This is a genomic window from Tabrizicola thermarum (assembly GCF_003574395.1).
GTDB lineage: Bacteria > Pseudomonadota > Alphaproteobacteria > Rhodobacterales > Rhodobacteraceae > Tabrizicola > Tabrizicola thermarum.
This window is the reverse complement of sequence record NZ_QMJY01000080.1, coordinates 17111-42314: the sequence shown is the minus strand read 5'-3', so window position 1 is coordinate 42314 and position 25204 is coordinate 17111. Positions and strand designations below refer to the sequence as shown.

General features: G+C 67.3%; 29 protein-coding genes and 1 tRNA gene. 11 read left to right on the top strand and 19 right to left on the bottom strand.

Features of this window, described 5'->3' with window-relative positions; translation table 11 throughout:
• The 4 genes from dapE to dapD form a co-directional block, all read right to left on the bottom strand.
• Entirely contained in the window at positions 1 to 1152 is a 1152-nt protein-coding gene (gene dapE, locus D5084_RS13775) for a succinyl-diaminopimelate desuccinylase (RefSeq protein WP_128516077.1), read from the bottom strand.
• 79 nt (positions 1153 to 1231) lie between these two features.
• The gene (locus tag D5084_RS13770; protein WP_128516076.1) at positions 1232 to 1573 is read right to left on the bottom strand and encodes a DUF8846 family protein; all 342 of its coding nucleotides are present in this window, start codon (positions 1571 to 1573) and stop codon (positions 1232 to 1234) included.
• Positions 1570 to 1908: a hypothetical protein gene (locus tag D5084_RS13765; protein ID WP_128516075.1), complete on the bottom strand. Its 339-nt coding sequence runs from the start codon at positions 1906 to 1908 to the stop codon at positions 1570 to 1572. Before D5084_RS13765 ends, D5084_RS13770 begins: the two co-directional genes overlap by 4 nt.
• 2 nt (positions 1909 to 1910) lie before the next feature.
• On the bottom strand, positions 1911 to 2735 hold the full coding sequence (gene dapD / locus D5084_RS13760; protein WP_128516074.1) for a 2,3,4,5-tetrahydropyridine-2,6-dicarboxylate N-succinyltransferase: 825 nt from the start codon (positions 2733 to 2735) through the stop codon (positions 1911 to 1913).
• A gap of 79 nt (positions 2736 to 2814) precedes the next feature.
• Here dapD and D5084_RS13755 point away from each other — a divergent pair, with 79 nt between their 5' ends.
• Positions 2815 to 3633: an LOG family protein gene (locus D5084_RS13755; RefSeq protein WP_128516073.1), complete on the top strand. Its 819-nt coding sequence runs from the start codon at positions 2815 to 2817 to the stop codon at positions 3631 to 3633.
• A 6-nt stretch (positions 3634 to 3639) separates the two neighbouring features.
• On the opposite strand, the gene D5084_RS13750 is transcribed toward D5084_RS13755, so the two are convergent.
• Together D5084_RS13750 and D5084_RS13745 are read right to left on the bottom strand one after the other, a co-directional pair.
• Positions 3640 to 4179: an NYN domain-containing protein gene (locus tag D5084_RS13750; RefSeq protein ID WP_128516072.1), complete on the bottom strand. Its 540-nt coding sequence runs from the start codon at positions 4177 to 4179 to the stop codon at positions 3640 to 3642.
• Positions 4180 to 4368: 189 nt separating this feature from the next.
• Positions 4369 to 5580, bottom strand: coding sequence for a winged helix-turn-helix domain-containing protein (locus D5084_RS13745; RefSeq protein WP_128516071.1), 1212 nt, complete (start codon positions 5578 to 5580; stop codon positions 4369 to 4371).
• Between the two features lie 184 nt (positions 5581 to 5764).
• Between D5084_RS13745 and D5084_RS13740 the strand changes: the two genes are divergently transcribed.
• A complete protein-coding gene (locus tag D5084_RS13740; RefSeq protein WP_128516070.1) occupies positions 5765 to 7096 on the top strand; it encodes a cation:proton antiporter domain-containing protein in 1332 nt (443 codons plus the stop codon).
• Here D5084_RS13740 and D5084_RS13735 read toward each other — a convergent pair.
• Positions 7032 to 8261, bottom strand: a complete 1230-nt coding sequence (locus D5084_RS13735) for a UbiH/UbiF/VisC/COQ6 family ubiquinone biosynthesis hydroxylase (protein WP_128516069.1) — start codon at positions 8259 to 8261, stop codon at positions 7032 to 7034. The two genes, D5084_RS13740 and D5084_RS13735, sit on opposite strands and share 65 nt — an antisense overlap.
• Positions 8262 to 8338: 77 nt before the next feature.
• Between D5084_RS13735 and D5084_RS13730 the strand changes: the two genes are divergently transcribed.
• Complete coding sequence (locus tag D5084_RS13730; protein ID WP_128516068.1) at positions 8339 to 9670, top strand: amidase; 1332 nt, start codon at positions 8339 to 8341, stop codon at positions 9668 to 9670.
• Between the two features lie 9 nt (positions 9671 to 9679).
• Here D5084_RS13730 and rlmH read toward each other — a convergent pair whose 3' ends face one another.
• The 3 genes from rlmH to D5084_RS13715 all read right to left on the bottom strand — a co-directional run bounded on the left by rlmH (position 9680) and on the right by D5084_RS13715 (position 11243).
• Positions 9680 to 10150, bottom strand: a complete 471-nt coding sequence (gene rlmH, locus D5084_RS13725) for a 23S rRNA (pseudouridine(1915)-N(3))-methyltransferase RlmH (RefSeq protein ID WP_128516067.1) — start codon at positions 10148 to 10150, stop codon at positions 9680 to 9682.
• Entirely contained in the window at positions 10150 to 10551 is a 402-nt protein-coding gene (gene rsfS, locus D5084_RS13720; protein ID WP_494337067.1) for a ribosome silencing factor, read from the bottom strand. The genes rlmH and rsfS overlap by 1 nt, the downstream gene beginning before the upstream one ends.
• Positions 10552 to 10685: 134 nt before the next feature.
• Positions 10686 to 11243, bottom strand: a complete 558-nt coding sequence (locus D5084_RS13715) for a hypothetical protein (protein ID WP_128516065.1) — start codon at positions 11241 to 11243, stop codon at positions 10686 to 10688.
• Positions 11244 to 11310: 67 nt separating this feature from the next.
• On the opposite strand from D5084_RS13715, the gene D5084_RS13710 reads away from it, so the two are divergent.
• Together D5084_RS13710 and D5084_RS13705 are read left to right on the top strand one after the other, a co-directional pair.
• The gene (locus D5084_RS13710) at positions 11311 to 11835 is read left to right on the top strand and encodes a DUF2975 domain-containing protein (RefSeq protein ID WP_128516064.1); all 525 of its coding nucleotides are present in this window, start codon (positions 11311 to 11313) and stop codon (positions 11833 to 11835) included.
• Positions 11835 to 12059: a helix-turn-helix domain-containing protein gene (locus D5084_RS13705; protein WP_222929065.1), complete on the top strand. Its 225-nt coding sequence runs from the start codon at positions 11835 to 11837 to the stop codon at positions 12057 to 12059. The genes D5084_RS13710 and D5084_RS13705 overlap by 1 nt, the downstream gene beginning before the upstream one ends.
• Here D5084_RS13705 and D5084_RS13700 read toward each other — a convergent pair.
• Genes D5084_RS13700 through D5084_RS13690 form a run of 3 tightly spaced genes read right to left on the bottom strand, consistent with a single transcriptional unit; the run spans position 12056 to position 14376 of the window.
• Entirely contained in the window at positions 12056 to 13192 is a 1137-nt protein-coding gene (locus tag D5084_RS13700; RefSeq protein WP_128516063.1) for a CaiB/BaiF CoA transferase family protein, read from the bottom strand. The two genes, D5084_RS13705 and D5084_RS13700, sit on opposite strands and share 4 nt — an antisense overlap.
• A gap of 1 nt (position 13193) precedes the next feature.
• Positions 13194 to 13799 (bottom strand): DsbA family protein, encoded by a 606-nt coding sequence (locus D5084_RS13695; protein ID WP_238382661.1) that lies wholly within the window; start codon positions 13797 to 13799, stop codon positions 13194 to 13196.
• Positions 13800 to 13851: 52 nt separating this feature from the next.
• Positions 13852 to 14376, bottom strand: a complete 525-nt coding sequence (locus D5084_RS13690; RefSeq protein WP_128516062.1) for a DUF721 domain-containing protein — start codon at positions 14374 to 14376, stop codon at positions 13852 to 13854.
• A 153-nt stretch (positions 14377 to 14529) separates the two neighbouring features.
• Between D5084_RS13690 and mutY the strand changes: the two genes are divergently transcribed.
• Positions 14530 to 15570, top strand: coding sequence for an A/G-specific adenine glycosylase (mutY, locus tag D5084_RS13685; protein ID WP_128516061.1), 1041 nt, complete (start codon positions 14530 to 14532; stop codon positions 15568 to 15570).
• Positions 15571 to 15655: 85 nt separating this feature from the next.
• Positions 15656 to 16771, top strand: coding sequence for an alkane 1-monooxygenase (locus D5084_RS13680; RefSeq protein ID WP_128516060.1), 1116 nt, complete (start codon positions 15656 to 15658; stop codon positions 16769 to 16771).
• A 44-nt stretch (positions 16772 to 16815) separates the two neighbouring features.
• On the opposite strand, the gene D5084_RS13675 is transcribed toward D5084_RS13680, so the two are convergent.
• The 5 genes from D5084_RS13675 to D5084_RS13655 all read right to left on the bottom strand — a co-directional run bounded on the left by D5084_RS13675 (position 16816) and on the right by D5084_RS13655 (position 21543).
• Positions 16816 to 18360, bottom strand: coding sequence for an acetolactate synthase large subunit (locus D5084_RS13675; protein ID WP_128516059.1), 1545 nt, complete (start codon positions 18358 to 18360; stop codon positions 16816 to 16818).
• Positions 18357 to 19007 (bottom strand): DUF2062 domain-containing protein, encoded by a 651-nt coding sequence (locus tag D5084_RS13670; RefSeq protein WP_238382653.1) that lies wholly within the window; start codon positions 19005 to 19007, stop codon positions 18357 to 18359. Before D5084_RS13670 ends, D5084_RS13675 begins: the two co-directional genes overlap by 4 nt.
• Positions 19008 to 19159: 152 nt before the next feature.
• On the bottom strand, positions 19160 to 20281 hold the full coding sequence (locus D5084_RS13665) for a site-specific DNA-methyltransferase (RefSeq protein ID WP_128516058.1): 1122 nt from the start codon (positions 20279 to 20281) through the stop codon (positions 19160 to 19162).
• A gap of 89 nt (positions 20282 to 20370) precedes the next feature.
• A complete protein-coding gene (gene rnhB / locus D5084_RS13660) occupies positions 20371 to 21003 on the bottom strand; it encodes a ribonuclease HII (RefSeq protein ID WP_128516057.1) in 633 nt (210 codons plus the stop codon).
• A gap of 138 nt (positions 21004 to 21141) precedes the next feature.
• Positions 21142 to 21543, bottom strand: coding sequence for a hypothetical protein (locus D5084_RS13655; protein WP_128516056.1), 402 nt, complete (start codon positions 21541 to 21543; stop codon positions 21142 to 21144).
• 334 nt (positions 21544 to 21877) lie between these two features.
• On the opposite strand from D5084_RS13655, the gene D5084_RS13650 reads away from it, so the two are divergent.
• Complete coding sequence (locus D5084_RS13650; RefSeq protein WP_128516055.1) at positions 21878 to 22162, top strand: hypothetical protein; 285 nt, start codon at positions 21878 to 21880, stop codon at positions 22160 to 22162.
• Positions 22134 to 22838 (top strand): winged helix-turn-helix domain-containing protein, encoded by a 705-nt coding sequence (locus D5084_RS13645; protein ID WP_128516054.1) that lies wholly within the window; start codon positions 22134 to 22136, stop codon positions 22836 to 22838. The genes D5084_RS13650 and D5084_RS13645 overlap by 29 nt, the downstream gene beginning before the upstream one ends.
• Before the next feature lie 41 nt (positions 22839 to 22879).
• On the opposite strand, the gene D5084_RS13640 is transcribed toward D5084_RS13645, so the two are convergent.
• Positions 22880 to 22955, bottom strand: a tRNA-Lys gene (locus D5084_RS13640).
• Positions 22956 to 23050: 95 nt separating this feature from the next.
• Here D5084_RS13640 and dapF point away from each other — a divergent pair.
• Positions 23051 to 23890: a diaminopimelate epimerase gene (gene dapF, locus D5084_RS13635; protein WP_128516053.1), complete on the top strand. Its 840-nt coding sequence runs from the start codon at positions 23051 to 23053 to the stop codon at positions 23888 to 23890.
• Positions 23887 to 25149: a tRNA (N(6)-L-threonylcarbamoyladenosine(37)-C(2))-methylthiotransferase MtaB gene (mtaB, locus tag D5084_RS13630; protein ID WP_128516052.1), complete on the top strand. Its 1263-nt coding sequence runs from the start codon at positions 23887 to 23889 to the stop codon at positions 25147 to 25149. The genes dapF and mtaB overlap by 4 nt, the downstream gene beginning before the upstream one ends.
• Positions 25150 to 25204: the final 55 nt, after the last annotated feature.

Below are 25204 nucleotides of genomic sequence, written 5' to 3'. Positions count from 1 at the left end.
TCACGCGAAATACTCCCGCAGGATGCGGCCATAGATTGCCTTCAGCTGAAGGATATGCGCGATCTCCACCCTTTCGTCGACCTGATGCATCGTCTTGCCGACCAGCCCGAACTCGATCACCGGGCAATGGTCCTTGATGAACCGCGCATCCGACGTGCCCCCGGACGTCGAGGCCACCGGCTTCCGGCCCGTCTCGGCCTGCACCGCGCGCGCGACCAGCGCCGAAAGTTCGCCCGGAGGGGTCAGGAACGCCTCGCCCGAGACGCTGATCTGCAACCCGATCTCGCAGCCCGTGGCCTCGGCCATCGCTTCCGCCTCATGCCGCAGCCAGGCTGACAGGGTATCACCGGAATGGGTGTCGTTGAAGCGGATGTTGACCGTGGCCCGTGCCTCGGCCGGAATGACGTTCGACGCCGGATTGCCGCAGTCGATCGTGGTGATCGCCAGGGTCGAGGGGTCGAAATGCTGCGTCCCCCGGTCCAGCGGTTCCGCGTCCAGCTTCGCCAACAGCTTCACCAGCGCCGACAGCGGGTTCTTCGCCCGATGCGGATAGGCGCTATGCCCTTGCACCCCCGTCACCGTGATCCGCGCCGTCATGCTGCCGCGGCGGCCGATCTTCATCATCTCGCCCATCTGGTTCGGGCAGGTCGGCTCGCCCACCAGGCAATGCGTCATCCGCTCGCCGTTGAAGGCCATCCAGTCCAGGATCGCCACGGTGCCGTCCTTGCCTTCGCCTTCCTCGTCGCCCGTGATCGCCAGGATCACCGCGCCGTCCGGCGGCGTCTCGCGCACGAAATCCACCGCCGCCGCGACGAAGGCCGCCACGCCCGACTTCATGTCGCAGGCGCCCCGGCCATACATCACCCCGTCCTTCACCTCGGCCCCGAACGGATCGAACCGCCAGGCCGCCCGGTCGCCCACCGGCACCACGTCCGTGTGCCCGTTGAAGCCGAAGGCCCGGTTCGCCCCCCGCTTGCCCCAGCGCGCGTAAAGATTGGCGATGCCGCCCCGGTCCACCCGCGTGCAGTCAAAGCCCGCCTCGCCCAGAACCTCGGCCAGCAGGGCAATCGCTCCACCCTCGGCCGGAGTGACCGAAGGGCAGCGGATCAGCTTGGCGGTCAGCTCGACCGGGTCAACGGGTTCGAAGGGCATCTGTCAGGTCCGGGTTGGGGCGCGCAGGATCCCTAGCCGCTTGGCCCGGCGCCTGCAACCAGAAGGCGTTCGCGCCCGGTCAGTCGAAGAACGGCGTGACCTCGGCCACGATGACCGAGTTCTCCTTCAGCGCGCGTTCCATCAGGAACCGCTCCTCGTCGTCGATCTCGTCGCTTGCGCTCAGCCGCTCTTCCAGCGTGCCCAGCCCCTGGACCTCCAACGGCGCCATGTCGGCCTCTTTCAGGATCGCCACCGTCTCGCGCACCGCCTCGGCCTCGTCCACGCCCGAGGCATAGCACAGAAGCGCCGCCCCCGTGGCCCGGGGCGGCAGCCCGTCGCCCTCCTTGCGGCCGACCTGCACGATCAGCGAATAGACCTGCTGCGGGCGCTTCGGCTTGTCCTGATCCGGCTGATGGGTCATGGGCAGGTCCTCAGCAGGCTCACGTTTCCATCCTGGATCACGGCAAGCCCCTCGGGCACCTTCATCAGCATCATCCGATAGCCATAGGACATGCCTTCGCCGTCGCAGTCCGCGTCGTAAAGCACTGCCGACATTCCGTTCACCCGGGTCGGGTTCTTGAGCCGACACAGGCTTTCGACCCCATGGAACTGGTCGTCCTGCACCATGATCGCCCCGCCGTCCGATCCCACGGTCCGGCAGTCCCAGCCCTCCGGGGCGTATAGCCCGTCGAACGGACCCGCGGCGGCCGCGGTTGCCGAAACTGCCAGGAAAAGCCCCGCCATCGCGCCGCGCATGGTCAGTCCCTCAGCAATTCGTTGATGCTGGTCTTGGCCCGGGTCTGGGCATCGACCTTCTTCACGATCACCGCGCAGTAAAGGTTCACGCCCCCCTTCGACGGTATCGAGCCTGCCACCACGACCGACCCGGCAGGCACTTCGCCATACATCACCTCGCCGGTTTCCCGGTCCACGATCTTGGTGGACTTGCCGATGAAGACGCCCATGCCAAGGACGGATCCCTCGCGGACGATGCAGCCCTCCACCACCTCGGACCGCGCGCCGATGAAACAGTTGTCCTCGATGATCGTGGGGCCCGCCTGCATCGGCTCCAGCACCCCGCCGATGCCCACGCCGCCCGACAGATGCACGTTCTTCCCGATCTGCGCGCAGGATCCCACCGTGGCCCAGCCATCGACCATCGTGCCCTCGTCCACATAGGCGCCGATGTTCACGAAGCTGGGCATCAGCACCACGTTCCTGCCGATGAAGGCCGACCGCCGCACGATCGACCCCGGCACCGCCCGGAACCCCGCCTTGCGCCAGTCCTCCGCCGTCCAGCCCTGCCACTTAGACGGGACCTTGTCCCACCAGTTCCCGCCGCCGTTCGACCCGGAGATCTCGTGCATGTCGGTCAGCCGGAACGACAGAAGCACCGCCTTCTTCGCCCACTGGTTCACATGCCAGTCATTGCCGCGCTTTTCCGCCACCCGCAGGCTGCCATTGTCCAGCGCCGTCAGCGTCGCCTCGATGGCATCGCGCACCTCGCCCTTCGTCGCCGGGCTGATACCGTCGCGCGCCTCCCAGGCGGCTTCGATGGCGGTCTCCAGCGCGGCGTTCGACATGGGGCTTCCCTTTTCGGTTGGTCAAGGCTCCGCCGACCCTATAAGCCTTGGGCCAATGCCACGCAATCCGAGCGAGTTGATGACCGAAGACCACCGCAGCCACAAGTTCCGTGACAGCATCGAGGACGCCGCCGCCGTCCGCCGCATCCCCGACACCGCCCAGACGCGCGCACCCGCCTACCGGCTGGCCTTCCTGGACCGCGACTTCATGCTGCGCGACGAGTTGCGCCCGGTGCGGCTGCAACTGGAGCTTCTGAAGCCGCAGATGGTTATGGACGAACGCGGCATCGAGACGACCGTGGTCATGTTCGGCGGCGCCCGCATCCCCGCGCCCGAACACCGCGACCAGGCCGCCACGCCGATCCTCGCCAGCCTGTCGCACTACTATGACGAGGCGCGCCGCTTTGCGAAGGCGATCACCGAACGCAGCGTCGCCAGCTATGGCCGCGACTGGGTGATCTGCACCGGCGGCGGCCCCGGCGTGATGGAGGCCGGCAACCGCGGCGCGGACGAGGCCGGGGGCCAGAGCATCGGCCTCAACATCGTCCTGCCGCACGAACAGGCGCCCAACGCCTATGTGACGCCGGACCTGTCGTTCAACTTCCACTACTTCGCCATCCGCAAGATGCATTTCCTGATGCGCGCCCGCGCCATCGTCGTCTTTCCCGGCGGCTTCGGCACGCTGGACGAGATGTTCGAATCGCTCACCCTGATCCAGACCGGTCGGATGAAGCAGGTGCCCTTCCTCCTCTTCGGCCGCGACTGGTGGGAACGGGTGGTGAACTGGCAGCAGCTTGCCGAAGCCGGGGTCATCAGCCCCGGGGACCTGTCGCTGTTCTCCATGGTCGAAACCGCGGAAGAGGCGGTCGCGGCGATCGACGGCTGGGTGCCCTCGTAGGGTGCGCTACAGCGCACCTTTCCCGGCCGCGTGCCCGGCGTCCAGCCCCGTCAGCCAGACCCGCCCGTCGCGCATCCCGCCCCGGATCAGAAACCCCGGGTCCTTCACTTCGGGGTGGGCCTCTGCCCAGTCGCGGAAGCGGTCACTGGTCACGATCCGCGCACCGAATTCCCGCGCGGTGCGCAAGAGAAAGCCATCGGCCTGCGTGCCCTTTTCGACCACCAGAACCTGTCGCTTCTCCAGACCAAGAAGCCTGGCAAAGTCGCCATCATGCAGATAGCGGCCGAACAGTTTCCAGCCTGCGTTGGCATCGAAGACGACTCCGGGGACCCAACCGTCGTCGGACAGGACCTGCACGACCTGCCGGACCGTATCGAGGTCGGGAAGGTTGTCGCGCCAGTGCATGACGTTCGATCCGTCCACCAGAACCCAGGATTCATCAGAGGCCGCATCGGCTTTCGCGCCGCGCCGCTTTTTCCAGAGGATCAGGAAGACCGCGATCAGGGCGGCGACAATCAGCAACGGGAAGGCAGTCTGTTCGGTCATCGCAATCGGACAGGTTGGGCGCATCGAATGTCCGACAAGCTAACCGCGTGCCCTGTGGCTTGCCAATAGGTTCGTGTTGATGGTCAACGCATTGCCGTCTGCCCCCGCCGATGCAGGGAACGAACACGCCCTGCATGCCGGATGCACCTCTCTGGTCTTTCACGGGGTGACAAGTTTACCACAGCGTTCTCAGACACTTGGCCGCGCCAGCGTTTCTCTCTCCCACCCGTCCTGAAACTCCACCCGCTCACACCCCGCAAACCGCGCAAGCCGGTCAAGCTCCGCCTCCAGCTTCGCCCGGCGCCCCTTGGTCAGCGCCACTCTCGCATCGGGCCAGAACGCCCTGACCCGCAGCGCGCCTGCATCGCGGAAGGCCTTCACGTCGATCCGGCCCACCAGTCGGTCGCCCTCCAGAACCGGAAAGACATAGTAGCCGTAAACCCGCTTCGGCTCGGGCACGAAGACCTCGATCCGGTAGTGGAAACCGAACAGGAACTCCGCCCGGTCGCGGTCGCGCAGGGCCGGGTCGAACGGCGACAGGATGCGCAGCCGGGCGCAAGGGTCGGGGGGAGCTTCATCCAGAATGTCGGGGAAAATGCACACCTTGCGGCGCTGGCCCCGCGATCCCTCCACCTCCGCCTCGATGATCTCGCCCCGGGCCTGCGCCGCGCGGCACCAGTCCCGCGCGGCCTGCGGGCTGACCGCATTCCAGTAGGCCGCGATTTCGCCGCTGGTGCCGAACCCCAGATGCCGCAGGGCGCTTCGGCAGGCCCAGTCGCAGACCTCTTCCTCGGGCACCGGTGCGCGGTGGACGTCGGGGATCACCCGTTCGGTCAGGTCGTAGATCTTGGCGAACCCCTCGCGCCGGGTGATCGCCAGACGCCCCGTCCGCCACAGCCATTCCAGCGCGGTCTTCGACGGATGCCAGTCCCACCAGCCGCCTTTGCCCCGCACCTCGCCTTCGCCCACATCCGCCGTCCCCACCGGACCGTCGCGTGCTATCCGGTTGAGAATATTGTCGAATTGCGCCTCATAGCCATCCCGGAACCAGCGCTTCCAGTTTGCTTCCAGCCGCACCGCATCGCGCTGGAACCGGTGCTGCCAGACCCCATGCAGCCGTGTGGGCAGGATCGAGGCATCATGCGTCCAGTGCTCCCAAAGGCTCCGATCCTTCTCCAGCAACCGCTTCAGCGCCGGGGGGCGATAGGACTGCCGCCGCGACCACAGGATCATGTCATGCGCCCGGGCCACGGTGTTGATGCTGTCGACCTGAACAAAGCCGATGCGCTCGATCAGATCGTGCAGCGCCTGCCCGGAGGCCGCCCCGGTCGGGGCTTCCGACAGGGCGTGGCGGTCCAGGAACAGACGGCGGGCGCGGGGGTTCGGGATCACGGGCAGCATCGCCAAGACCTATCATTGCAAAGTGTTTCGGCAAAAGGACGGAATTTTGCCGAAACGGTCGGCTCCGAAGCTTGCAATGCGGGTCCCGGCCCTTACTCTTTCCCTGTCTCCCGACACCTTTCCCGCAACCCGTTTGGCCGCACCCGGACCCCGGAGGTGCGGGCCGGCAAGGACCCGAAGCGCATTGCCCCACGACACGCCCCTCATCACCACTCTGGTCGCCGGTTTCGGCCTGGCCTTTCTGTTCGGCCTGCTGGCCCAGCGGCTGAAACTGCCGCTGATCGCCGGTTATCTTCTGGCGGGCGTCGTGATCGGTCCGTTCACGCCGGGCTATGTCGCCGACATGGGGCTTGCCACCGAACTGGCCGAGCTTGGGGTGATCCTGCTGATGTTCGGCGTGGGTCTGCACTTTTCCCCCCGCGACCTGATGGCGGTGAAGGCGATCGCGGTTCCGGGTGCGCTGGGGCAGATCGCCGTCGCCACAGCCTTCGGCACCGCGATGGGCTGGGCCCTGGGCTGGAGCATCGGGGCCGGGCTGATCTTCGGCCTCGCCCTTTCGGTCGCCTCGACCGTGGTGCTTCTGCGCGCGTTGCAGGACCGTGACCTTGTCACCACCGAAAAGGGCAGGGTGGCTGTCGGCTGGCTGATCGTCGAGGACCTGGTGATGGTCATCGCTCTGGTCCTGATCCCGCCCCTGGCGGGGCTTCTGGGCGGCAATGCCCTGCCGGTCGGAGAAGAGGCAGAGGCCGTCGCGGAAGTGACCAGCACCATCGGCATCGGCCCCATCGCGGCGACGGTCCTCATCACGCTGGCCAAGGCGGCGGCCTTCGTGGCGCTGATGCTGATCGTCGGCCAGCGCGTGATCCCCTGGATCCTGCACTTCGTCGCCCAGACCCGTTCGCGCGAGCTGTTCCGGCTGTCGGTCCTCGCCATCGCCCTGGGCGTCGCCTACGGGGCCACCCATTTCTTCGGCGTCTCCTTCGCACTGGGTGCGTTCTTCGCCGGCATGGTCTTGTCCTCCTCGACCCTGTCGCAGCAGGCCATGCGCGAAACGCTTCCCCTGCGCGACGCCTTTGCCGTTCTGTTCTTCGTGTCCGTGGGTATGCTCTTCAACCCCGGCATCGTCGTCGTCTCGCCGCTTGCGCTGATCGGAACGGTCGCCATCATCCTGATCGTGAAGTCGGTCGCGGCCTATTACATCGTGAAGGCCTTCGGGCGCGGTCACGACCAGGGGCTGACCATCGCGGCAAGCCTGGCGCAGATCGGCGAGTTTTCCTTCATTCTCATCAGCATGGGCGTCAAGCTGAACATCGTCGCGACCGAGGCGCGCGATCTGGTGGTGGCCGGTGCCATGATCTCGATCCTCGCGAACCCGCTTCTGTTCCACCTTCTCGACCTGCGCTGGGCGCGCAAGGCGACCGTGGCGGAGCCAGCCCCGGAAGGCGCCGAGGTCAGACCTGACGCCCCGTCAGAAGTTTCGGAAGCTCGCCCGACAGTCCCGCCGCCTGCCGCATGAAGCCGCGGCGCAGGGACGGCAAGGCACTGACCACGCCCATGCCAAGGTCGCGGCCCAACCGCAGCAGCGGATTGTCGCTGGAGAATACCCGGTTGACCGTATCCATGCCCAGGGCCAGCGCCGTCGCGTCGAACCGCCGCCAGCGCTGATACTCCTCCAGCGATGTGGGGCTGCCGGGGTCCTCACCGCGGCGGCGGGCCAGGATCAGCACTTCGGCCAGCGCCGCCACATCGCGCAGGCCAAGGTTCAGCCCCTGGCCGGCGATGGGGTGGACGCCATGCGCCGCGTCGCCCACCAAAGCCACGCGCGGGGCGATGAAACGTTCGGCAAGGGACAGCGAAAGCGGATAGGTAAACCGTTCGCCGGCCAGGGAAATCTCGCCCAGGAAATCGCCGAACCGGGGGCGCAGCGCCTCCAGATATTCGGCGTCCGGCAAGGCCTGGATCGCCGCCGCGTTCGCGTCCGTCTCGCTCCAGACGATGCTGGAATGATGCCCGCCCTTCAGCGGCAGGATCGCCAGCGGACCCGAGGGCATGAAGAACTGCTGCGCTACGCCGTGGTGGTCCTTCTCGTGCCGGATCGCCGTGACCAGCGCGGTCTGGCCATAGCCCCAGCCCACCCTGCGGATCCCGGCCCGCGCTGCAACGCCCGACCCGCGACCGTCGCAGCCGACCAGCAGCCCCGCCGTCAGCGTCCGGCCGGATGCCAGGCTCACCGTCACGCCGGAAGGCGCAACCTCTTGCGCGACAACGGTTTCGCCCGACAGAAGCGTGATGCCCGGGGTGTCCCGCATCGCCGCCAGGAAGGCCGCATAAAGATGCCGGTCCTCCAGCATGTGCCCCACCGGGCCTTCCTCGATCTCGGCCGCGTCGAAGTGCAGGAAGAACGGAGCCGCCCCTTCGCCCGCGCGCCCGTCCGAGGCCTTGATCTCCAGCATCGGCTGCGCCTTGTCGGCGACCAGCGGCCAGACCCCGATCGCGGTCAGCAGCCTGACCGACGCGATCGCCAGCGCATAGGCCCGCCCGTCGAACCCGGCTTCGGCCCGCAAGGGCGCCGGGCGCGCATCGACCACCGTCACGCGAAACCCTCCTTGCGCCAGCGCCAGGGCCAGCGCCGGGCCGTTCAGCCCTCCGCCCGCGATCAGGATGTCGGTATCTCTTTCCATCGGCCTTACATACCCCGCGCAGGCGGATTGTCCATGCGTCGCCAAGCCGCTACCCTTGCGGCAACAAGGGGGAAAAGATGACCGGAACCTGGGCGCACATGACGGCAGCCGAGCTTGGACGCGAGATCGGCAAGGGCCGCATCCACCCGGTCGAACTGACCGAGGCCTTCCTCGACCAGATCGAAAGCCACCCGCTTGCGCCGCGCATCTATGCCCGTGCCACCCCGGCCCGCGCGCGGGCCGAGGCGATGGCCGCTGCCTCACGCGCCAAGACGGGGCTGCGCAAGGGCCTGTTGGACGGGGTGCCGATCAGCTGGAAGGACCTGTTCGACAGTGCCGGCGTGGCGACCGAGGGCGGATCGGCCTTGCTCAAGGGTCGCATACCGGACCGGGACGCAACGGTGCTGGAAACCGCGACGCTGCAGGGCCTTGTCTGCCTGGGCAAGACGCACATGTCGGAACTGGCCTTCTCGGGCCTGGGTCTGAACCCGGTGACGGCGACGCCGCCCTGCCTGAACGACGACAGAGCCGTTCCGGGAGGGTCGTCGTCAGGGGCGGCAGCTTCGGTTGCCTTCGGGCTGGCTCCGGCGGCCATCGGGTCCGATACCGGCGGGTCGGTGCGGGTTCCCGCCGCCTGGAACGACCTTGTCGGGCTCAAGACCAGCGTCGGCAGCCTGCCGATGGGTGGCGTTCTGCCCCTGTGCGAACGCTTTGACACCATCGGCCCGCTGTCCCATTCGGTCGAGGATTGCGCGCTGCTGCTGGCGGCCCTGTCCGGTGGCGCGCCGACCGACCTTGCCGGGGCGACGCTGTCGGGCAAGCGGCTTGCCATCCTGGAAACCGTCGCGCTGGATGACCTCCGCGACCGCCCGGCACAGGGCTTCGACGACGCCGTCGCGCGCCTTGGCAGGGCCGGGGCCAGCATTGCGCGCCTCAGCTTTCCCGAAGCCGCCGAAGCGATGGCGCTTTCCGCCGCCCTGTTCACCGCCGAAGCCTATGGCATCTGGCGCGACATCATCGAAACCGCGCCGCAGAAGATGTTCCCTCGTATCCTCGAACGCTTCCGGTCCGGCGCAAACGTCCTTGGCATGGACTATGTCGCAGGGTGGCGCAGGCTTGAGGCGATCCGCCGCAACTGGGCCGCCGAGACCGCAGCTTTCGATGCCGTTCTGGTGCCGACCTCGCCGATCCTGCCGCCCTCGGCCGACCGCCTGCTGACGGACGACGCCTATTATGTGACCGAAAACCTCCTTGCCCTGCGCAACACGCGGGTCGGCAACATGCTGGGCGTCTGCGCGCTGACCCTGCCCACGTCGCAACCGTCCTGCGGAATCAGCCTGATGGCCGGACCAGGGCAGGAAGCGCGGCTGCTGAAGCTGGGCGCGGCGGCGGAACGGGCGCTGCGATAGAGCCGCTGCTCAGGCGCGGTGATAGGGCGACCCGGCAAGGATGGTTGCCGCTCGGTAAAGCTGTTCGGCCAGCATGACCCGCACCAGCATGTGCGGCCAGACCATCCGGCCCAGGCTGATCGTCAGATCGGCGCGCGCGCGAAGGGCGGGATCGACGCCGTCCGCTCCGCCGATGACAAAGGCTGCGTCCTGCCGACCGCCGTCGCGCCACTGGGCCAGGGTCTGCGCAAATTCGGGGCTGGAGAGCGTCTTGCCGCGTTCGTCCAGCACGCACAGCGCCGCCCCTTCGGGGATCGCACGGGACAGGAGCGCGCCTTCGGCCGCCATGCCGCCGCCCTTCCGGTCTTCCACTTCATGCTCGATCACCGGGCCAAGCCCCAGGGGCCGCCCGGTCCGGTCCAGCCGTGCCAGGTAGTCGTCCACCAGATCGCGCTCTGGCCCCGCCCGCAGGCGGCCCACGGCGCAGAGATGCAGGCGCATCAGGCCTTGGCGGCCAGGGAAGACCCTGCCGGAAGCCACATCTTTTCCAGCTGGTAGAATTCGCGCACTTCCGGACGGAAGACATGGACGATCACGTCGCCCGCGTCGATCAGCACCCAGTCGCCGGTTTCCTTGCCTTCCATGCGGACGGAAATCCGCATCTCCTGCTTCAGCCGGTCGGCCAGCTTTTCCGAGATCGAGGCGACCTGCCGCGAGGACCGGCCCGAGCAGATCACCATGTAATCCGCCACGTCCGACCGACCGCGCAGGTCGATCTGGACGATGTCCTCGGCCTTGTCGTCATCGACGGATTTCAGAACAAGGTCCAGAACGGCTTGCGAGTTGTGCCCTTCCGGGCCGGCGGTGCCTTCGGCGGGCGTCGGGCGCGGACCGACCGGCAGGCCGGTGGCAGGATCAGAATGCGACAGGACCGGGTCCTCCAACGAAGCGCGGTCCACTCGGCCCCCGCGCCGGGCCATGGTTTCAGACTAGCACCCGGGCGGGGCAATCTCAACCGGAGGCGGGCGCCTACGCCTTATTCGGCGCCTTGGCAAGGCTTGATCGCCGCCAGCGTTTCCGCCCCCAGGAGGTCGGACAACTTTCCATCCGCGATCAGCGGCAGGAAGGGCGCGTCCTTAGCGAGGCGGATCAGCACCGAGCCGCGGGCCTCGGGCGCAGGCCCCGCCCCGATGGCGCAGCCGCCGATGCCAAGCCCGAAGGTCCCCTGCGCATTCCCCTCCTGTTTCCACTTGCCGATCCTCGCCTGCAAGGCCCGCATCTGCGCGACCTCGGGCTCGGCCAGCGCAAACTGCCGCGCCGTCGCGCCTTCGGGCAGGTCGATCCCCGGGACAACGGGGCGATCCTCCAGCCGGAAACTCTGGGCCAGCTGGTCCTTGCCACGGCTTGCCCCAAGCCTCAGCTCCGCCGTCCCCGGGCTGATCGCAAGGCCGGGCGGCAGGATCACCACCAGTTCGATCGCGGCCGGGTCGGCCGTCAGCGGGTCGATCGCCGCAAGCCGCGCAGCCGTCGAGGGCACGATGGCCGAGCAGGCCGCCAGGGCCAGACTGGCCAGCCAGGCAGGGGTCAAACGCATAGGATTCTCCTTTGACAGATATATTTTACTGTAATACGATAATTTATCGCTGTGAAAAGAGGTAAAGATGAAAGATCGCAGCCGCCTGCAATCGCTGTCCGGAATCCTGTACTGGGTCGCCCTGGTCCTGTCGGTGGCCCTGCCGCTGCTTGTCCTTGTCCAAGCCGGGAAATGGGTGGCCGATCCGGGCTCGCTTGTCGGCGCGGATGCGCCGCCGGGAACCACGGTGACGGCGGTGCAGGCCGGATTGGTGGCCGCGGTGGCGCTGGTCTCGGTCCTGCCCATGGTGGCCGCTCTGCGTGGCATGGTGCGGCTCTTCGGGCGCTACCGGATGGCCGAGGTCCTCAGCCTTGAAAATGCCGAGACCATCCTGAGGATCGGTCGGGCCATGGTGGTCGTCGCCCTGTTTACCGTGATCGGACCGACGCTGCGCCTGCTGATCCTCAGCTGGAACGCTCCGCACAGGACGCTATCCATCGCGCTTGACGATGGCACACTGGGCTTTCTGCTGGCGGCGGGCCTGTTGACCGTGATCGGCTGGGCCATGCGCGAGGCGGCTGCGGTCAAGGCCGAGAACGCGGGGTTCGTCTGATGGCACAGCCGAGCTTGCAGATCGTCGTCCGGCTGGACGTGATGCTGGCCCGCCGCAAGATGCGGTCGCGCGAACTGGCCGAAAGGATCGGTATCACCGAACAGAATCTCAGCCTGCTGAAGTCGGGAAAGGTGAAGGGCATCCGGTTCGACACCCTCGCCGCCATCTGCGCTGCGCTGGACTGTCAGCCGGGCGACCTTCTCGAGGCGGAACCCGCCCCCTAGTCTTTCCTGCCCAGAACCTCATCCTGGTGCTGCCCCAGCCGGGGTGCTGGCCGGTCCAGTGCCAGACTGGCACCCGAGAATGTCATCGGGCTGCGCACCCCCGGCACGCCTTCGGGCGCGATCTGCAACCGCCGCGCCACCACCTGCGGGTCGGCAAAGACCTCGGCGAGGTTGTTGATCGGTCCGGCAGGAACGCCCTCGGCCTCGCAAGCGGCAAGCAGGTCCGCCTTGGGCCAGGTCTTCGTCGCAGCCGTCAACCGCTCGGTCAAGGCGGCCCGGTTGGCGACGCGATCGGCATTGGTCAGGAAGGCGGGCTCGTTCGCCATCGCCTCCAGCCCCAGAATCCTGCACAGCCGCTGATACTGCGCGTCGTTGCCGGTGGCCAGGATCAGCCAGCCGTCCTTGCAGTCGAAAACCGCATAGGGCGCGAGGTTCGGATGCGCGTTGCCCATCAGTCCGGGCGCCTTGCCCGAAGCCAGATAGTTCATCGCCTGGTTCGCCATGATCGAAGTCGCCACGTCCAGCAAGGCCATGTCGATCTGCTGGCCTTCGCCGGTCCGTCCGCGCTGCACCAGCGCGGCCAGGATCGCGGTTGCGGCATAGACGCCGGTGAAGATGTCCGTCACCGCCACGCCCACCTTCTGCGGCTGGCCATCCGCCGGGCCGGTGACCGACATCAGCCCCGACATGCCCTGGATGATGAAGTCGTATCCCGCCCTATGCGCATAGGGTCCGTCCTGCCCGAAGCCGGTGATCGAACAGTAGATCAGCCGGGGGTTCACCTTGCGCAGGGATTCCCAGTCGAGCCCGTATTTCGCCAGGCCCCCGACCTTGAAATTCTCGATCACCACATCCGCATCGGCGACCAGCCGACGGACGGTTTCCTGCCCCTCGGCCGTGCGGAAATCGCAGGTGATCCCCCGCTTGCCCCGGTTCGCGGAATGGAAATAGGCTGCGGTCCGTTCGCCCCCTGCCTCGATGAACGGAGGCCCCCAGCGCCTTGTGTCGTCGCCTTCGGGGGCCTCGACCTTGATGACATCGGCGCCCAGGTCAGCCAGGGTCTGCCCGGCCCAGGGGCCAGCCAGGATCCGCGCCAGTTCGATGACGCGGATGCCCTCCAGCGGTGCCGCCATGCTACTTGGCCAGCTCGGCGTCGAGGATGGCCTTCAGGTCGGCGTAGGCCATGTTCGAATACTTGGTCCCGTTGATGAACAGCGTCGGAGTACCCTGAACCCCGTCGGCCTCGAAATTGGTCTGGAACTGCTTGATCAGCGCCTCGGCATTGGCGGTGTCGTTCAGGCAGGCATCCATTGCCGCATCTTCCAGCCCTGCCGCCCGGCCGATGGTCTTGAGGTTGTCGACCACCTGCTGCGGGCTCTCGGCGGCGGCCCATTCCTTCTGCTTGGCAAACAGCATGTCGTGGATGCCGAAATACTTCATCTCGCCGCCGCAGCGGGCGATCAGCGCGGCCCACAGGCCGTAGCGGTCGAAATACACTTCGCGCAGGGTGAAGTGGACCTTTCCGGTGTCGATGTAGTCGGTCTTCAGCTGATTGAAGACCGTATCATGGAAATGCGCGCAATGCGGGCAGGTGAAGCTGGCGTATTCGACGATCTTCACCTTGGCGTCCGGTGAGCCCAGGGAATAATCGCCAACCGCCGGTGCGGTGGCGGCCGTGGCGGTTTCCTGCGCCAGGGCCGGCGTCATGGCCGCAGTCGCGGCAGCGGCAAGGGCAATCATCGCCCGGCGGTTCAGCTTCATCATGGGTCGGCGTCCTTTGTCAGCCCGATGGTCAGGATCGGGGGCGAGTTAAGATGTTTTGCGCCAGCTGTTCAAGCGCGCTGCGCAGGCTTGGGTCAGTCACGCCCTCGGCCACGGCCTGCGCCTTGGCCAGCGTGGCGGGATCGGGGGTCTTGCCCACCTTCGGGGCCGGAGCGAACTCTGCCTGGCCTTCGGCAAATCCGGTGGCGGCGGTCTGGGTCAGATGGATGTGGTTGATGGCGTTGTAGCCGTAGACGGCGTTCACCCGTTCCTTCAGCACCGGCAGCGCCATCTGCACCATCGGTGCCTCGCTTGCCTTGACCAGCAGCGTCAGCGTCGCACCCATGCCACCCTTGCCGTAACCGATCTTCACCGGCCGGGTCTTGCGCGCCATCTCCTCGCCCGCCACCTCGGCCCAGTGCGTCAGCAGCCGTGCCACCGCAAAGCCCCGCGATTCCCCCGCCGCGCGGACAGCCTCCTTCATCAGCCCGAAGGCCGGTTCGAACCCGCGCATCCGGTGATCGGCGCTGGGCGAGGGAAGGGGTTTGCGGCTCATCTGCTCCGGTTCCTTGGGCTGCATTCTACCGCAAGGCCCGCCCCCCGCCAGTGGCAAGGCTGAAACAGGAATAAACATTGCGTTAGCGAGGGTTTACCTGATGCCGGGAAGACGGGACTGGCCGCCCGCCCCGGCTCGGCTATCTTCGCCGCGATGGACGACCCCGAATCCCTCTCTGCCCGGCTGCTTGCCTGGTATGACCGTCATGCCCGCGTGATGCCCTGGCGCGTGTCGCCAGGGGACCGGGCAAAGGGTGTCCGCCCCGACCCCTATCGCGTCTGGCTGTCCGAGGTGATGCTGCAACAGACCACCGTGGCCGCCGTTAAGGACTATTTCCACCGCTTCACCGCCCGCTGGCCGACCGTGGCTGCGCTGGCCGCCGCGCCGGATGCCGAAGTGATGGGGGAATGGGCGGGTCTTGGCTATTATGCCCGCGCCCGGAACCTGCTGAAATGCGCCCGCGCCGTCGTTGCCGACCACGGCGGCCAGTTCCCGACAAGCCGTGAGGGCCTCCTGACCCTCCCCGGCATCGGCCCCTACACGGCCTCGGCCATCGCCGCCATCGCCTATGACGAACCGGCGACCGTGGTCGACGGCAATGTCGAGCGCGTCCTTTCCCGGCTTTTCCGGGTGGAAACCCCGCTGCCCGCCGCCAAGCCCGAGCTGACCGATCTCGCCGCCCGCCTCACGCCCAGCCAAAGACCGGGCGACCATGCCCAGGCCATCATGGACCTTGGCGCCACGATCTGCACGCCGCGCTCGCCTGCCTGCGGAATCTGTCCCTGGTCACACGCCTGCATCGCCCGGGCCGCAGGCATCCAGGCCGACCTGCCGCGCAAGTCGCCCAGGCCCGAGAAACCGACCCGCCATGGCACGCTCTGGCTGGGCCACCGGGACGGGGCGATCCTGCTGGAGCGCCGCCCGGACAAGGGCCTTCTTGGCGGGATGCTGGGTATTCCGGGGGATGGCTGGGACGGGCAGGGCGGCCCGGCCCCGGCCCCCGCGCAATGGGAAAGGATCGGCGAGGTCCGCCACACCTTCACCCATTTCCACCTGATCCTTGCCGTCCTTGTCGCGCCTCTGGACGGCCCGCCCAGCCGCGGCGACCTGATCCCGCGCCAGTCCTTCCGGCCCTCCGACCTGCCCACGGTCATGCGCAAGGCCTGGGACCTTGCCCGCGACCGGCTGAATTGACCCCGACCACCGCTGCGGAAGATCGCGCGGAAGCCGCATCATCCGACAGTTCACGCCGCCCCCCGCTTCCGCTACACTCGCCCGCATGAGCCCGCTTCCCGCCGCGCTGCCGTTCTGGATGTCCCTCTGCCTGCTGCCTCTGGCCGTTCTGGGCATGGCCCAGGGCGGCTGGACCATCGCGCTCCTGCCGATCTCGACCTGGGGTCTGTTCACCGTTCTCGACGCGATCACCGGCCACAACACCGCCAACCCGGACCCCCGGACGCCCGAGGATGCGCTGACCGCCTACCGTCTGGTCACGCTGATCTGGCCACCGCTCCAGTTCGCCCTGCTGGCCGCGATGCTGTGGCATGTGCCGCAGGCCCCGCATCTTGCCACGGGAGAGCGGATTGCCCTGTTCTTCGGCATGGGCGTCCTGTCGGGCACCATCGGCATCAATTACAGCCACGAGCTCATGCACCAGAAGTCGCGGCTGGAACGCTGGCTGGCCGACCTTCTGCTGGCCTCGGTCCTGTATTCGCATTTCAGGTCAGAGCATCTGCGCGTGCACCATATCCACGTCGGCACGCCAAGGGACCCGGTCACGGCGCGCTACAATGAAGGGTTCCACCGCTTTTTCCCCCGCGTACTGGTGCAGTGCCCGGCCTCGGCCTGGCGGGCCGAAGTGGCGATGCTGGCCCGCAAGGGCCTGCCCGCCTGGCACCGCAGCAATCCCTTCTGGCGCTATGCCGGGCTTCAGGCGGCATTCCTTGCCCTGGCGCTTGCCCTGGGTGGCTTGCCGGGCCTCGGTCTGTTCCTGGTCCAGGCCTTCACGGCGATCTGGCAGCTGGAGCTGGTGAATTACATCGAACACTACGGCCTGACCCGCCGGCATCTGGGCGGGGGCAGGTATGAACATGTCCTGCCGCGCCACAGCTGGAATGCCGATCATCGGGCGTCGAACTGGCTTCTCATCAACCTCCAGCGCCATTCGGACCATCATTACAAGCCCGACCGCCGGTTTCCAGTCCTCCAGACCTACAGCAAGAGCGATGCGCCGCAATTGCCCTTCGGCTATCCCCTGATGACCATGATCGCGATGGTCCCGCCGCTGTGGAAGCGGGTGATGAACCGGCGGGTCAAGGACTGGCGCCGCCAGCATTACCCCGACATCACGGACTGGCATCCCTACAACAAGGCGCTGAACCCGGTCGCCGGTTGACCGGCAAACCCGGCGCCAGATTGCGCCTCTCCGCAGCGGCTGCGTCAGCAGACCACCTCGATCAGCCGAGGCCCGCGCTGGCCCATCGCTGCGGCGAAGGCCGCGTTGAACGCGCCCATGTCGTCGACCCGCACCGCCTGCACGCCATGTCCCCGGGCCAGCGCGACCCAGTCGAGCAGAGGTCTCTCGACATCGAACATCCGCCGGGCGTTGCGGCCGACCTCGTTCACCCCCATCGCCGCCAATTCGTCGCGCAGGATCTGATAGCCGCGGTTGGCGAAGATCACCGTGGTCACGTCCAGCCCCTCGCGCGCCATCGTCCACAGCGACTGCAGCGTGTACATCCCCGACCCGTCGCCCTCCAGCACCACGACCTTGCGGTCCGGGCAGGCCACCGCCGCGCCCACCGCATTCGGCAGGCCAAAGCCGATCGACCCCCCGGTGATCGTCAGCGCATCATGCCCCCGTGCCCGCTTCAGCCCCGGCGCGAGGTAGTAGGACGCCGAGATCCCTTCATCCACCACCACCGCATTCTCGGGCATCAGCGCGGCAATCGCCTCGCCGACCCTGGTCACGGTCAGCTCGCCCTGCGGCAGCGTGGGCAGGTCCAGGGGCACGAAATCCTCCGGTCCCAGTTCCGCCTCTCCCACCTCTTCCGCCAGCGCCCTCAGCGTTCCCTCGATGTCCATGTCCCGGCTGCACAACTCGATCAGCCGCGTCTGAGGGTCATCGGGGGTGGAAGGCAGACCGGGATAGGCGAAGAACCCGGCCGGCCGCGCCGTGCCGCACAGGACCAGCGACGATGCCCCGGCCAGAAGCCTGATGTTGTCCTCGATCCGATAGGCCATCCGCTCGATCAGGACCGAGCCCGCGCCGCGGCGGAAACGGCTGACGAAGAAGGGCTGCATCAGCCGGGCACCGCAGGATTTGGCGATCCGCTTGGCCAAAAGGCCGAGATCGGTGAAAAGCGCCGGGCCATCGATCATCAGGATCGCCCCCGGCTGGCGCAGCGCATGGGCTGCCGCCCTGACCTCGCCCGGCGACGGGCGCCGCAAGGCGGGGGCCGGGGCCGCCACCGCAAGGCCCGACGCCTCCTCCCAGGCCGTGTTCGCCGGCAGGATCAGCGTGGCGATCTGCCCGCCCTTGGCCCGCGCCGCCTGCACCGCCTCGGCCGCGTCGCTGGCGACCTTTTCGGCCGAAGAGCAGACCCGCGTCCAGTGCGACACCGCCTGCGCCACCCCCACCGTGTCGCCCTTCAAGGGGGCCTCGAACCGCAGGTGGTAGTCGGCATGGTCGCCCATGATGTTCAGCACGCCACTCTGCGCCTTCCGGGCGTTGTGCAGGTTGGCAAAGGCATTGCCGAACCCCGGCGCCAGGTGCAGCAGCGTTGCCGCCACCTGGCCCGACATCCGGTAGTAGCCATCCGCCGCGCCCGAAACCCCGCCCTCGAACAGGCACAGGATGCAGCGCATCTCGGGGTGTCGGTCCAGTGCAGCGACGAAATGCATCTCGGACGTGCCGGGGTTGGCAAAGCAGACCCGCACGCCGCTGGCCAGCAAGGTCTGCACCAGGGTCTCGGCACCGTTCATGTCCTGTCCTCTTCCTTCGACGGGGCGGGTTTCTCTGCCGGTTTGCGCGCCCGCGCCTCGCGCCGGGCGGCCCGCAGCCTCTGATACCCGTTCAGGGCGGGAAGGCTTAGCCAGTAGGATACCAGGGCCGCGACCAGCCCCGGTCCCAGCCCGCCGACGAGATAGGGCAGGAACACCCCGCGGAAGAACCGCTCCAGCCGGTCCCAGCGCATCTCCTCGGCGCCGAAGATCGCGCGGATGTTGCGGAAGATCTCGTCCCCGGCCTGGCCGAAGGCCGTCATGATCTGCGACACCGGCACGCCATCGGCCCGCGACCCCAGGATCATGTGGCCAAGGTCGATCGAGAGGACCGCGATGAACGGGAAGGTCAACGGATTGCCCGCCGCCGTGCCGATCAGCGCGGCGATGACATTGCCCCGCGCGATCCAGGCCAGGAAGATGGCGAGGAAGAAATGCAGCCCGAACAGCGGCGTGAACGAGGCAAAGACGCCGCAGGCAATCCCCCGGGCGATCCGGTGCGGCGCGTCGGGAATGCGGCTGGCGCGATGGCGCAGATAGCGGAACGCCCGGCCCCAGCCGCCTTTAGGCAAGACCAGGGCGCGCAGCTTCTGCATCAGGTTCAGCGGTGTTCGACGGCGAAAGACCATCCGTTCTCCAATCCTGTCGGAACCGGGATAGGAAACATGGGTGCCGGGATCAACCAACTCCACCGCCGGAAACGGAAAAAACCCCGCCGGGACATCCCGGCGGGGTGAAGGTGTCCCCCAGGCGGTCCGGGGGACAGGCGTGTTGCGGAAACTCAGTGGGTTCGGCTGCCGTCGGCCTCCATCTCGGCGCGGATCTGCTGGCGCAGGATGTCGATCGGCACCATCTTCCCGTCGCGCTTGAAGTGCCAGTAGGTCCAGCCGTTGCACGACGGCGCCCCCTCCAGCGCCGCGCCGACCTGGTGGATCGAGCCCTTCACGTCGTTGCCGATCAGCGTGCCGTCGGCGCGGACCTTGGCCTTGAACCGGTTGCCCAGGGAAAACAGCTCCTCCCCCGGCCGCAGCATCCCCCGTTCCACGACTTGCCCGAAGGGCACCCGCGGCTCGGCCCGCTTCGATCCGGAGACCTCCAGCGCCGAGGCATCGAACCGGCGCACCCGCGCGATCCTTTCGGCGGCGGCCTTGCGGTAGGCCTCTTCGCGTTCGATCCCGATGAAGTCGCGCCCCAGCATCTTGGCCACCGCCCCCGTCGTCCCGGTCCCGAAGAACGGGTCCAGAATCACGTCGCCGGGGTTCGTCGTCGCCACGATCACGCGGTGCAGCAGAGCCTCGGGCTTCTGCGTCGGATGCGCCTTGTCGCCGTTTTCGTCCTTCAGACGCTCATGCCCGGTGCACAGCGGGATCACCCAGTCCGACCGCATCTGCACGCCGTCATTGAGGGCCTTCAGCGCTTCGTAGTTGAACGTGTATTTCGCCGCCTCGTCCCGGCTGGCCCAGATCAGCGTCTCATGCGCGTTGGTCAGGCGCTTGCCCTTGAAGTTCGGCATCGGGTTCGACTTTCGCCACACCACGTCGTTCAACAGCCAGAAGCCCTGGTTCTGCAACTCGGTCCCCAGGCGGAAGACGTTGTGATAGGACCCGATCACCCAGATCGCGCCATTCGGCTTCAACAGCCGCTTTGCCGCCGCCAGCCAGTCGCGGGTGAAGGCATCATAGGCGGCAAAGCTGGAGAACTGGTCCCAGTGGTCGTCCACCGCATCGACCCTGGAATTGTCCGGGCGGTGCAACTCGCCCTTCAGCTGAAGGTTGTAGGGCGGGTCGGCAAAGATCAGATCGACAGAGCCCGCCGGAAGGGTGTTCATCACCTCCACGCAGTCACCCGCAAGGATCTGGTTCAGCGGAAGAGCTACCCCCGCCGTGGTATTCCTGGTCGTCATGTCTTCTGCCTCTGCCCCCGGCCTCTGTCGTGCCGATGTTGCCCGGAATCATGAGTCAGACCCGAATCGCCGTCAAATTCTTTTTTGAATCAACAGCTTACAGAATTCTCTTGATACAAGATGTTGTGGACGGGTCTGAAGGAACGTCTATGCCAAGGGGTCACGCCCAAAGTTTGCAGGGCCTTCAGATGGGCGGCAGTCGGATAGCCGGCATTGGCTTCCCAGCCATAGCCGGGGTGCTGTTGCGCCAAATCCACCATGATCCGGTCGCGCGTCACCTTGGCCACGATCGAGGCTGCGGCGATGGACAGGGACTTCGCGTCACCCTTGACGATCGCGGTCGCCGCACAGCGCAGCCCGCGCGGTATCAGGTTGCCGTCGATCAGCGCATGGTCGGCCTGCAAGCCGGCGACGGCCCGCTCCATCGCCAGGTGGCTGGCCCGCAGGATGTTCAGGCTGTCGATCTCCTCGACGCTGGCATGGGCGACGGAAACCTCGGCCACCGCCATGATCTCGTCGAACAGGGCCTCGCGCCGCGCGGCCGTCAGCTGCTTGGAATCGCGCAGGCCCTGCGGCACCCGGTCCGGATCCAGCCGCACGGCGCAGGCGGTCACCGGGCCTGCAAGCGGACCCCGGCCCACCTCGTCCACCCCCACAACCCGAAGCGCGCCACGCGCCAGGGCTGCGGTCTCATGGGCAAGATCGGGGATCGGTGCGGCCATGCCCCGGACTATCCCGGAAACACCGACAGAAAAAGGGGGTGGAAGCTGCTCACCCTCCCACCCCCTCAGAAGAAGCGGGACAGGGCAATCCCGCTTCGGTCAGGGCACCTCGGCGCCCCGTGCTGTGGATGGAGCGCCTCAGCGGCCCGTCACCCGGAACCCGGCATCGCGCAGGCATTGCGCCGAATAGACCCGGTCGCGCTCGCCGAAGATCGTCGCGCTGTTGGCGCAGCCGCGCGGCAGGCGATGGCCAAAGCCTTCCCCGCGCAGGCAGCTTTCGGAATACAGCGTCACCGAACGATCCGCCCCGTCGATCGAGATTGCGCAGACCGAGGGGACGCGCTTCGACCTGACCGGCTCGGGCTCGGGCTCGGGCACGGGGGCCGGGGCGGGCTTGCGGTTGTCGTTCAATTCATGGGCGATGGCCCCCACGACCAGCGCCGCGATCAGCGCCTTCGTCAGGTCATCCTTCTTGTCGGCCTTGGCCGGGATGGCCGTCGCCAGGACCAGCGCCAGCGCTGCCGCACCGCCTGTCAGCATCGCCGCGAACCGGCGCCCGGAAAGGTTGCTTTCAGAGATTCCCTGCGAACTGACGCGATGCGACTTGCTTCTGAACTCTACGGACATGGTTGCCTCCTGATACGGATGTCTTGGTCCCGGAGGGCCACCCGACCTGCCGTGCGACCCCGATGGCCAACCCTCGCCCTCGGCCCGCCCGGTAAGCAATATCGCCCGCCCGCTATGGAATAACGGTTGGGGAATGCCGACTTGCTATCCGATAACAGGGCGGCAAACTCTGGCGTGATATTGAATATCACCCTGCGTCGGCGCATTGTCCGTCGTGATCGAGCAGCCTCCTTGCCGGAGCGGTAAAATGAAAAGACTTGTCACCACTGTCGCCCTTGCCCTGGCCCTTGCGGGTCCGGCCGCGGCAGAGTGTTATGCGGACTACAAGGCCAAGCGTGACGAGCCGTTGCAACTGCATTACGGTGTCGCGCGGGTGTCGGACGCCAACTGCAGCCCCGGCGCGGCCGAAGGCGAATTGGCGCCGAGACTGGCGGCCGCGGGCTGGACGCTTCTGAACGTTCTGTCCACATTCGGGCCCGAAGGTCTCGAGGAAAGGAAAGCGAGTGCCGGAGACTACTTCCTCCGTTACTGAAAGCCTGAAAGCCGGCAACCGCGTCGTCGCCTTCGGAATTGCGGCCATCGTCCTCATCCTTCTGGGTGCGGCGCTTTTCCTGTTCCTGAACCTGCCGGATGCGAATGCCTTCAACGCGCGGGTCGAACGGATCTTCGTCGAAAACAACGATCTGACCTCGAACGCGCAGATCAAGCTTCTGGAGATTCTGGCGCAGTCGGGCACCGCGTTTTCCGAGGTGCTGACCAGCTATCGGTCGGTGATCTTCGTCCTTCTGGTGTTCTCGACGGCCCTTCTGATCGCAGCACTGGTGTTTCTGGTGATGATCATCGCGCTGAACCGGCGCATCTCGGCGATCCAGCGCTCGGGCATCCAGGTCGCCAGCCTGATGATCTCCCGCGAGGCGAGGGCGGTCTACATCAACGACCTTGAATTCCAGCTGACCGAAGCCGCGCTGGAAACCCTGGCCGTTCTGGCCGAGGCGCGGATGGATGACGAGGTCCTGACCGGCGCCCAGATCGAGGCGGTGATCTCGGGCCGGAACGAGGCCGATTGCGACGAGGCGGCGGGTGCGACCCGGGTCAAGCGGCTGCGCGATGCCCTGGGCAACCAGCTGGTCAGTGAACTGCTGGTCAAGACGATCGCCCGGCGCGGCTACATGCTGGCCGTCGGCAAGGACACGATCAGGATGATCTGAATGCGAAAGGCCCAAGGTTTCCCTCGGGCCTTTCGTGCGGGTGGTGAGCCGGACAGGATTCGAACCTGTGACCCGCTGATTAAAAGTCAGCTGCTCTACCAACTGAGCTACCGGCCCCACGAGGCGGCTGATTAGGCAAGGCCGCACCGGGGGTCAAGGGCAAAAACGTGCCGCACTGGCAAATCGTGCAGCGCAGGCGTATATGCCGGACCATGATGGATACCCGGGCGCAGACCGGCCTGCCGTTCATGAAAATGCACGGCGCGGGCAATGACTTCGTGGTGATCGACTCGCGCGGGCGCGGGGCGGTGATGACGGCTGCCCTGGCGCAGGCGCTGGGGGACCGGAATCGGGGTGTCGGCTTCGACCAACTGGCCGAGATCACCGACTCCGACCAGGCCGATTTCGGTCTGGTGTTCTGGAACAGCGACGGCTCGCAGGCCGGGGCTTGCGGCAATGCGACGCGCTGTGTCGCGGACCATGTGATGCGGGGGCTCGGGGCCGATCGCGTCTCGCTGGTGACGGCGCGGGGCGGTCTGCGGGCCGAGAGGGCAGCGGATGGCCGGATCTGGGTCAACATGGGTCCGCCGCAGCTGAACTGGACCGCGATTCCCCTCGCGCGCGAGGTGGACCATCTGCATCTGCCCCTGCCGGGCGATCCGGTGGCCGTGGGCATGGGCAATCCGCATTGCGTGCATTTCGTGCCGGATGCCGAGGCGGTGGACCTTGCGACCCTCGGGCCGCGGATCGAGCATGATCCGCTGTTTCCCCAGCGCACCAACGTCGAGTTTGCCTCGCTGATCTCGCCCGGGCGCATCCGCATGCGCGTCTGGGAACGCGGCACCGGGATCACGCTGGCCTGCGGCTCGGGCGCCTGCGCCGTGGCGGTGGCGGCGCATCTGCGCGGCATGACGGGCCGGCGCGTGGCGCTGACGGTCGATGGCGGCGAGCTGGAGGTGGACTGGCGCGCGGATGGGGTCTGGCTGACCGGCCCGGTGGCGCGGGTCTTCGACGGGATGCTGTCGCCCGACTATCTGGCGGCGTACCGATGAACGCGCCGCAGAAGCCCCCGGTCTTTGCGACGCTGGGCTGCCGTCTCAACGCCTACGAGACCGAGGCGATGAAGGAACTGGCCGCCGCGGCCGGTCTGGGCGGGGCGGTCGTGGTCAATACCTGCGCCGTGACGGGCGAGGCGGTGCGCAAGGCCAAACAGGAAATCCGGCGGCTGGCGCGCGAAAATCCGGGGGCGGCGATCATCGTCACCGGCTGCGCGGCCCAGACCGAACCCGAGACCTTCGCGGCGATGCCCGAGGTGACGCGGGTCGTCGGCAACCACGAGAAGATGCAGGCCGAGACCTGGACGGCCATCGCCGCCCCCGACCTGATCGGCACGACCGAGAAGGTGCAGGTCGATGACATCATGTCGGTGCGCGAGACGGCGGGCCACCTGATAGACGGGTTCGGGCGGCACCGGGCCTATGTCCAGGTCCAGAACGGCTGCGACCATCGCTGCACCTTCTGCATCATTCCGTTCGGGCGGGGAAACTCCCGATCCGTCCCGGCGGGGGTGGTGGTCGAGCAGATCAGCCGTCTGGTGGATCGCGGCTTCAACGAGGTGGTGCTGACCGGGGTGGACCTGACCTCATGGGGCGCGGACCTGCCGGGGGAGCCTCGGCTTGGCGATCTGGTGCGGCGGATCCTGAAGCTGACGCAGGTTCCCCGGCTGCGGATTTCCTCGATCGACAGCATCGAGGCCGATCCCGCGCTGATCGAGGCCATCGCGACCGAACCGCGGCTGATGCCGCATCTGCACCTGTCCTTGCAGGCCGGAGACGACCTGATCCTGAAACGGATGAAGCGGCGGCACCTGCGGGACGATGCGATCCGCTTCTGCCAGGAGGTCCGCGCGCAGCGGCCCGAGATCGTCTTCGGGGCGGACATCATCGCGGGGTTTCCGACCGAGACCGAGGCGATGTTCCAGCGGTCGCTGGACCTGGTCGAGGACTGCGGTCTGACCTTCCTGCATGTCTTTCCCTTCTCGCCCCGCAAGGGCACCCCGGCGGCGCGGATGCCGCAGGTCCGGGGGCCCGAGATCCGGGAAAGGGCGGCGCGGCTGCGGGCCCTGGGGGACCGGGTGCTGGCCGAGCATCTGGCGGCTCAGGTGGGGCGGGTCCACCGGGTGCTGACCGAGGGGGCGAGAGTCGGGCGGACCGAGGGCTTCGCCGAGGTGGCCTTCGCCGCCGACCAGCCGGAGGGGACGATCCTGGAGGTCCGCATCGCGGGCCAGGACGGGGCGCGGCTGCTGGTTTGACGCGCCGCGTGCGGACAGGCGGTCAGCCTCTGGGAAATCAATGGCTTGCCTGTGG

Bases quoted from the DNA above. Each gene is read 5' to 3' on its own strand.
- dapE (WP_128516077.1), bottom strand. From the start codon at position 1,152: ATGCCCTTCGAACCCGTTGACCCGGTCGAGCTGACCGCCAAGCTGATC.
- D5084_RS13770 (WP_128516076.1), bottom strand. From the start codon at position 1,573: ATGACCCATCAGCCGGATCAGGACAAGCCGAAGCGCCCGCAGCAGGTC.
- D5084_RS13765 (WP_128516075.1), bottom strand. From the start codon at position 1,908: ATGCGCGGCGCGATGGCGGGGCTTTTCCTGGCAGTTTCGGCAACCGCG.
- dapD (WP_128516074.1), bottom strand. From the start codon at position 2,735: ATGTCGAACGCCGCGCTGGAGACCGCCATCGAAGCCGCCTGGGAGGCG.
- D5084_RS13755 (WP_128516073.1), top strand. From the start codon at position 2,815: ATGACCGAAGACCACCGCAGCCACAAGTTCCGTGACAGCATCGAGGAC.
- D5084_RS13750 (WP_128516072.1), bottom strand. From the start codon at position 4,179: ATGACCGAACAGACTGCCTTCCCGTTGCTGATTGTCGCCGCCCTGATC.
- D5084_RS13745 (WP_128516071.1), bottom strand. From the start codon at position 5,580: ATGCTGCCCGTGATCCCGAACCCCCGCGCCCGCCGTCTGTTCCTGGAC.
- D5084_RS13735 (WP_128516069.1), bottom strand. From the start codon at position 8,261: ATGGAAAGAGATACCGACATCCTGATCGCGGGCGGAGGGCTGAACGGC.
- D5084_RS13730 (WP_128516068.1), top strand. From the start codon at position 8,339: ATGACCGGAACCTGGGCGCACATGACGGCAGCCGAGCTTGGACGCGAG.
- rlmH (WP_128516067.1), bottom strand. From the start codon at position 10,150: ATGCGCCTGCATCTCTGCGCCGTGGGCCGCCTGCGGGCGGGGCCAGAG.
- D5084_RS13715 (WP_128516065.1), bottom strand. From the start codon at position 11,243: ATGCGTTTGACCCCTGCCTGGCTGGCCAGTCTGGCCCTGGCGGCCTGC.
- D5084_RS13710 (WP_128516064.1), top strand. From the start codon at position 11,311: ATGAAAGATCGCAGCCGCCTGCAATCGCTGTCCGGAATCCTGTACTGG.
- D5084_RS13705 (WP_222929065.1), top strand. From the start codon at position 11,835: ATGGCACAGCCGAGCTTGCAGATCGTCGTCCGGCTGGACGTGATGCTG.
- D5084_RS13700 (WP_128516063.1), bottom strand. From the start codon at position 13,192: ATGGCGGCACCGCTGGAGGGCATCCGCGTCATCGAACTGGCGCGGATC.
- D5084_RS13695 (WP_238382661.1), bottom strand. From the start codon at position 13,799: ATGATTGCCCTTGCCGCTGCCGCGACTGCGGCCATGACGCCGGCCCTG.
- D5084_RS13690 (WP_128516062.1), bottom strand. From the start codon at position 14,376: ATGAGCCGCAAACCCCTTCCCTCGCCCAGCGCCGATCACCGGATGCGC.
- mutY (WP_128516061.1), top strand. From the start codon at position 14,530: ATGGACGACCCCGAATCCCTCTCTGCCCGGCTGCTTGCCTGGTATGAC.
- D5084_RS13680 (WP_128516060.1), top strand. From the start codon at position 15,656: ATGAGCCCGCTTCCCGCCGCGCTGCCGTTCTGGATGTCCCTCTGCCTG.
- D5084_RS13675 (WP_128516059.1), bottom strand. From the start codon at position 18,360: ATGAACGGTGCCGAGACCCTGGTGCAGACCTTGCTGGCCAGCGGCGTG.
- D5084_RS13670 (WP_238382653.1), bottom strand. From the start codon at position 19,007: ATGGTCTTTCGCCGTCGAACACCGCTGAACCTGATGCAGAAGCTGCGC.
- D5084_RS13665 (WP_128516058.1), bottom strand. From the start codon at position 20,281: ATGACGACCAGGAATACCACGGCGGGGGTAGCTCTTCCGCTGAACCAG.
- rnhB (WP_128516057.1), bottom strand. From the start codon at position 21,003: ATGGCCGCACCGATCCCCGATCTTGCCCATGAGACCGCAGCCCTGGCG.
- D5084_RS13655 (WP_128516056.1), bottom strand. From the start codon at position 21,543: ATGCTGACAGGCGGTGCGGCAGCGCTGGCGCTGGTCCTGGCGACGGCC.
- D5084_RS13650 (WP_128516055.1), top strand. From the start codon at position 21,878: ATGAAAAGACTTGTCACCACTGTCGCCCTTGCCCTGGCCCTTGCGGGT.
- dapF (WP_128516053.1), top strand. From the start codon at position 23,051: ATGATGGATACCCGGGCGCAGACCGGCCTGCCGTTCATGAAAATGCAC.
- mtaB (WP_128516052.1), top strand. From the start codon at position 23,887: ATGAACGCGCCGCAGAAGCCCCCGGTCTTTGCGACGCTGGGCTGCCGT.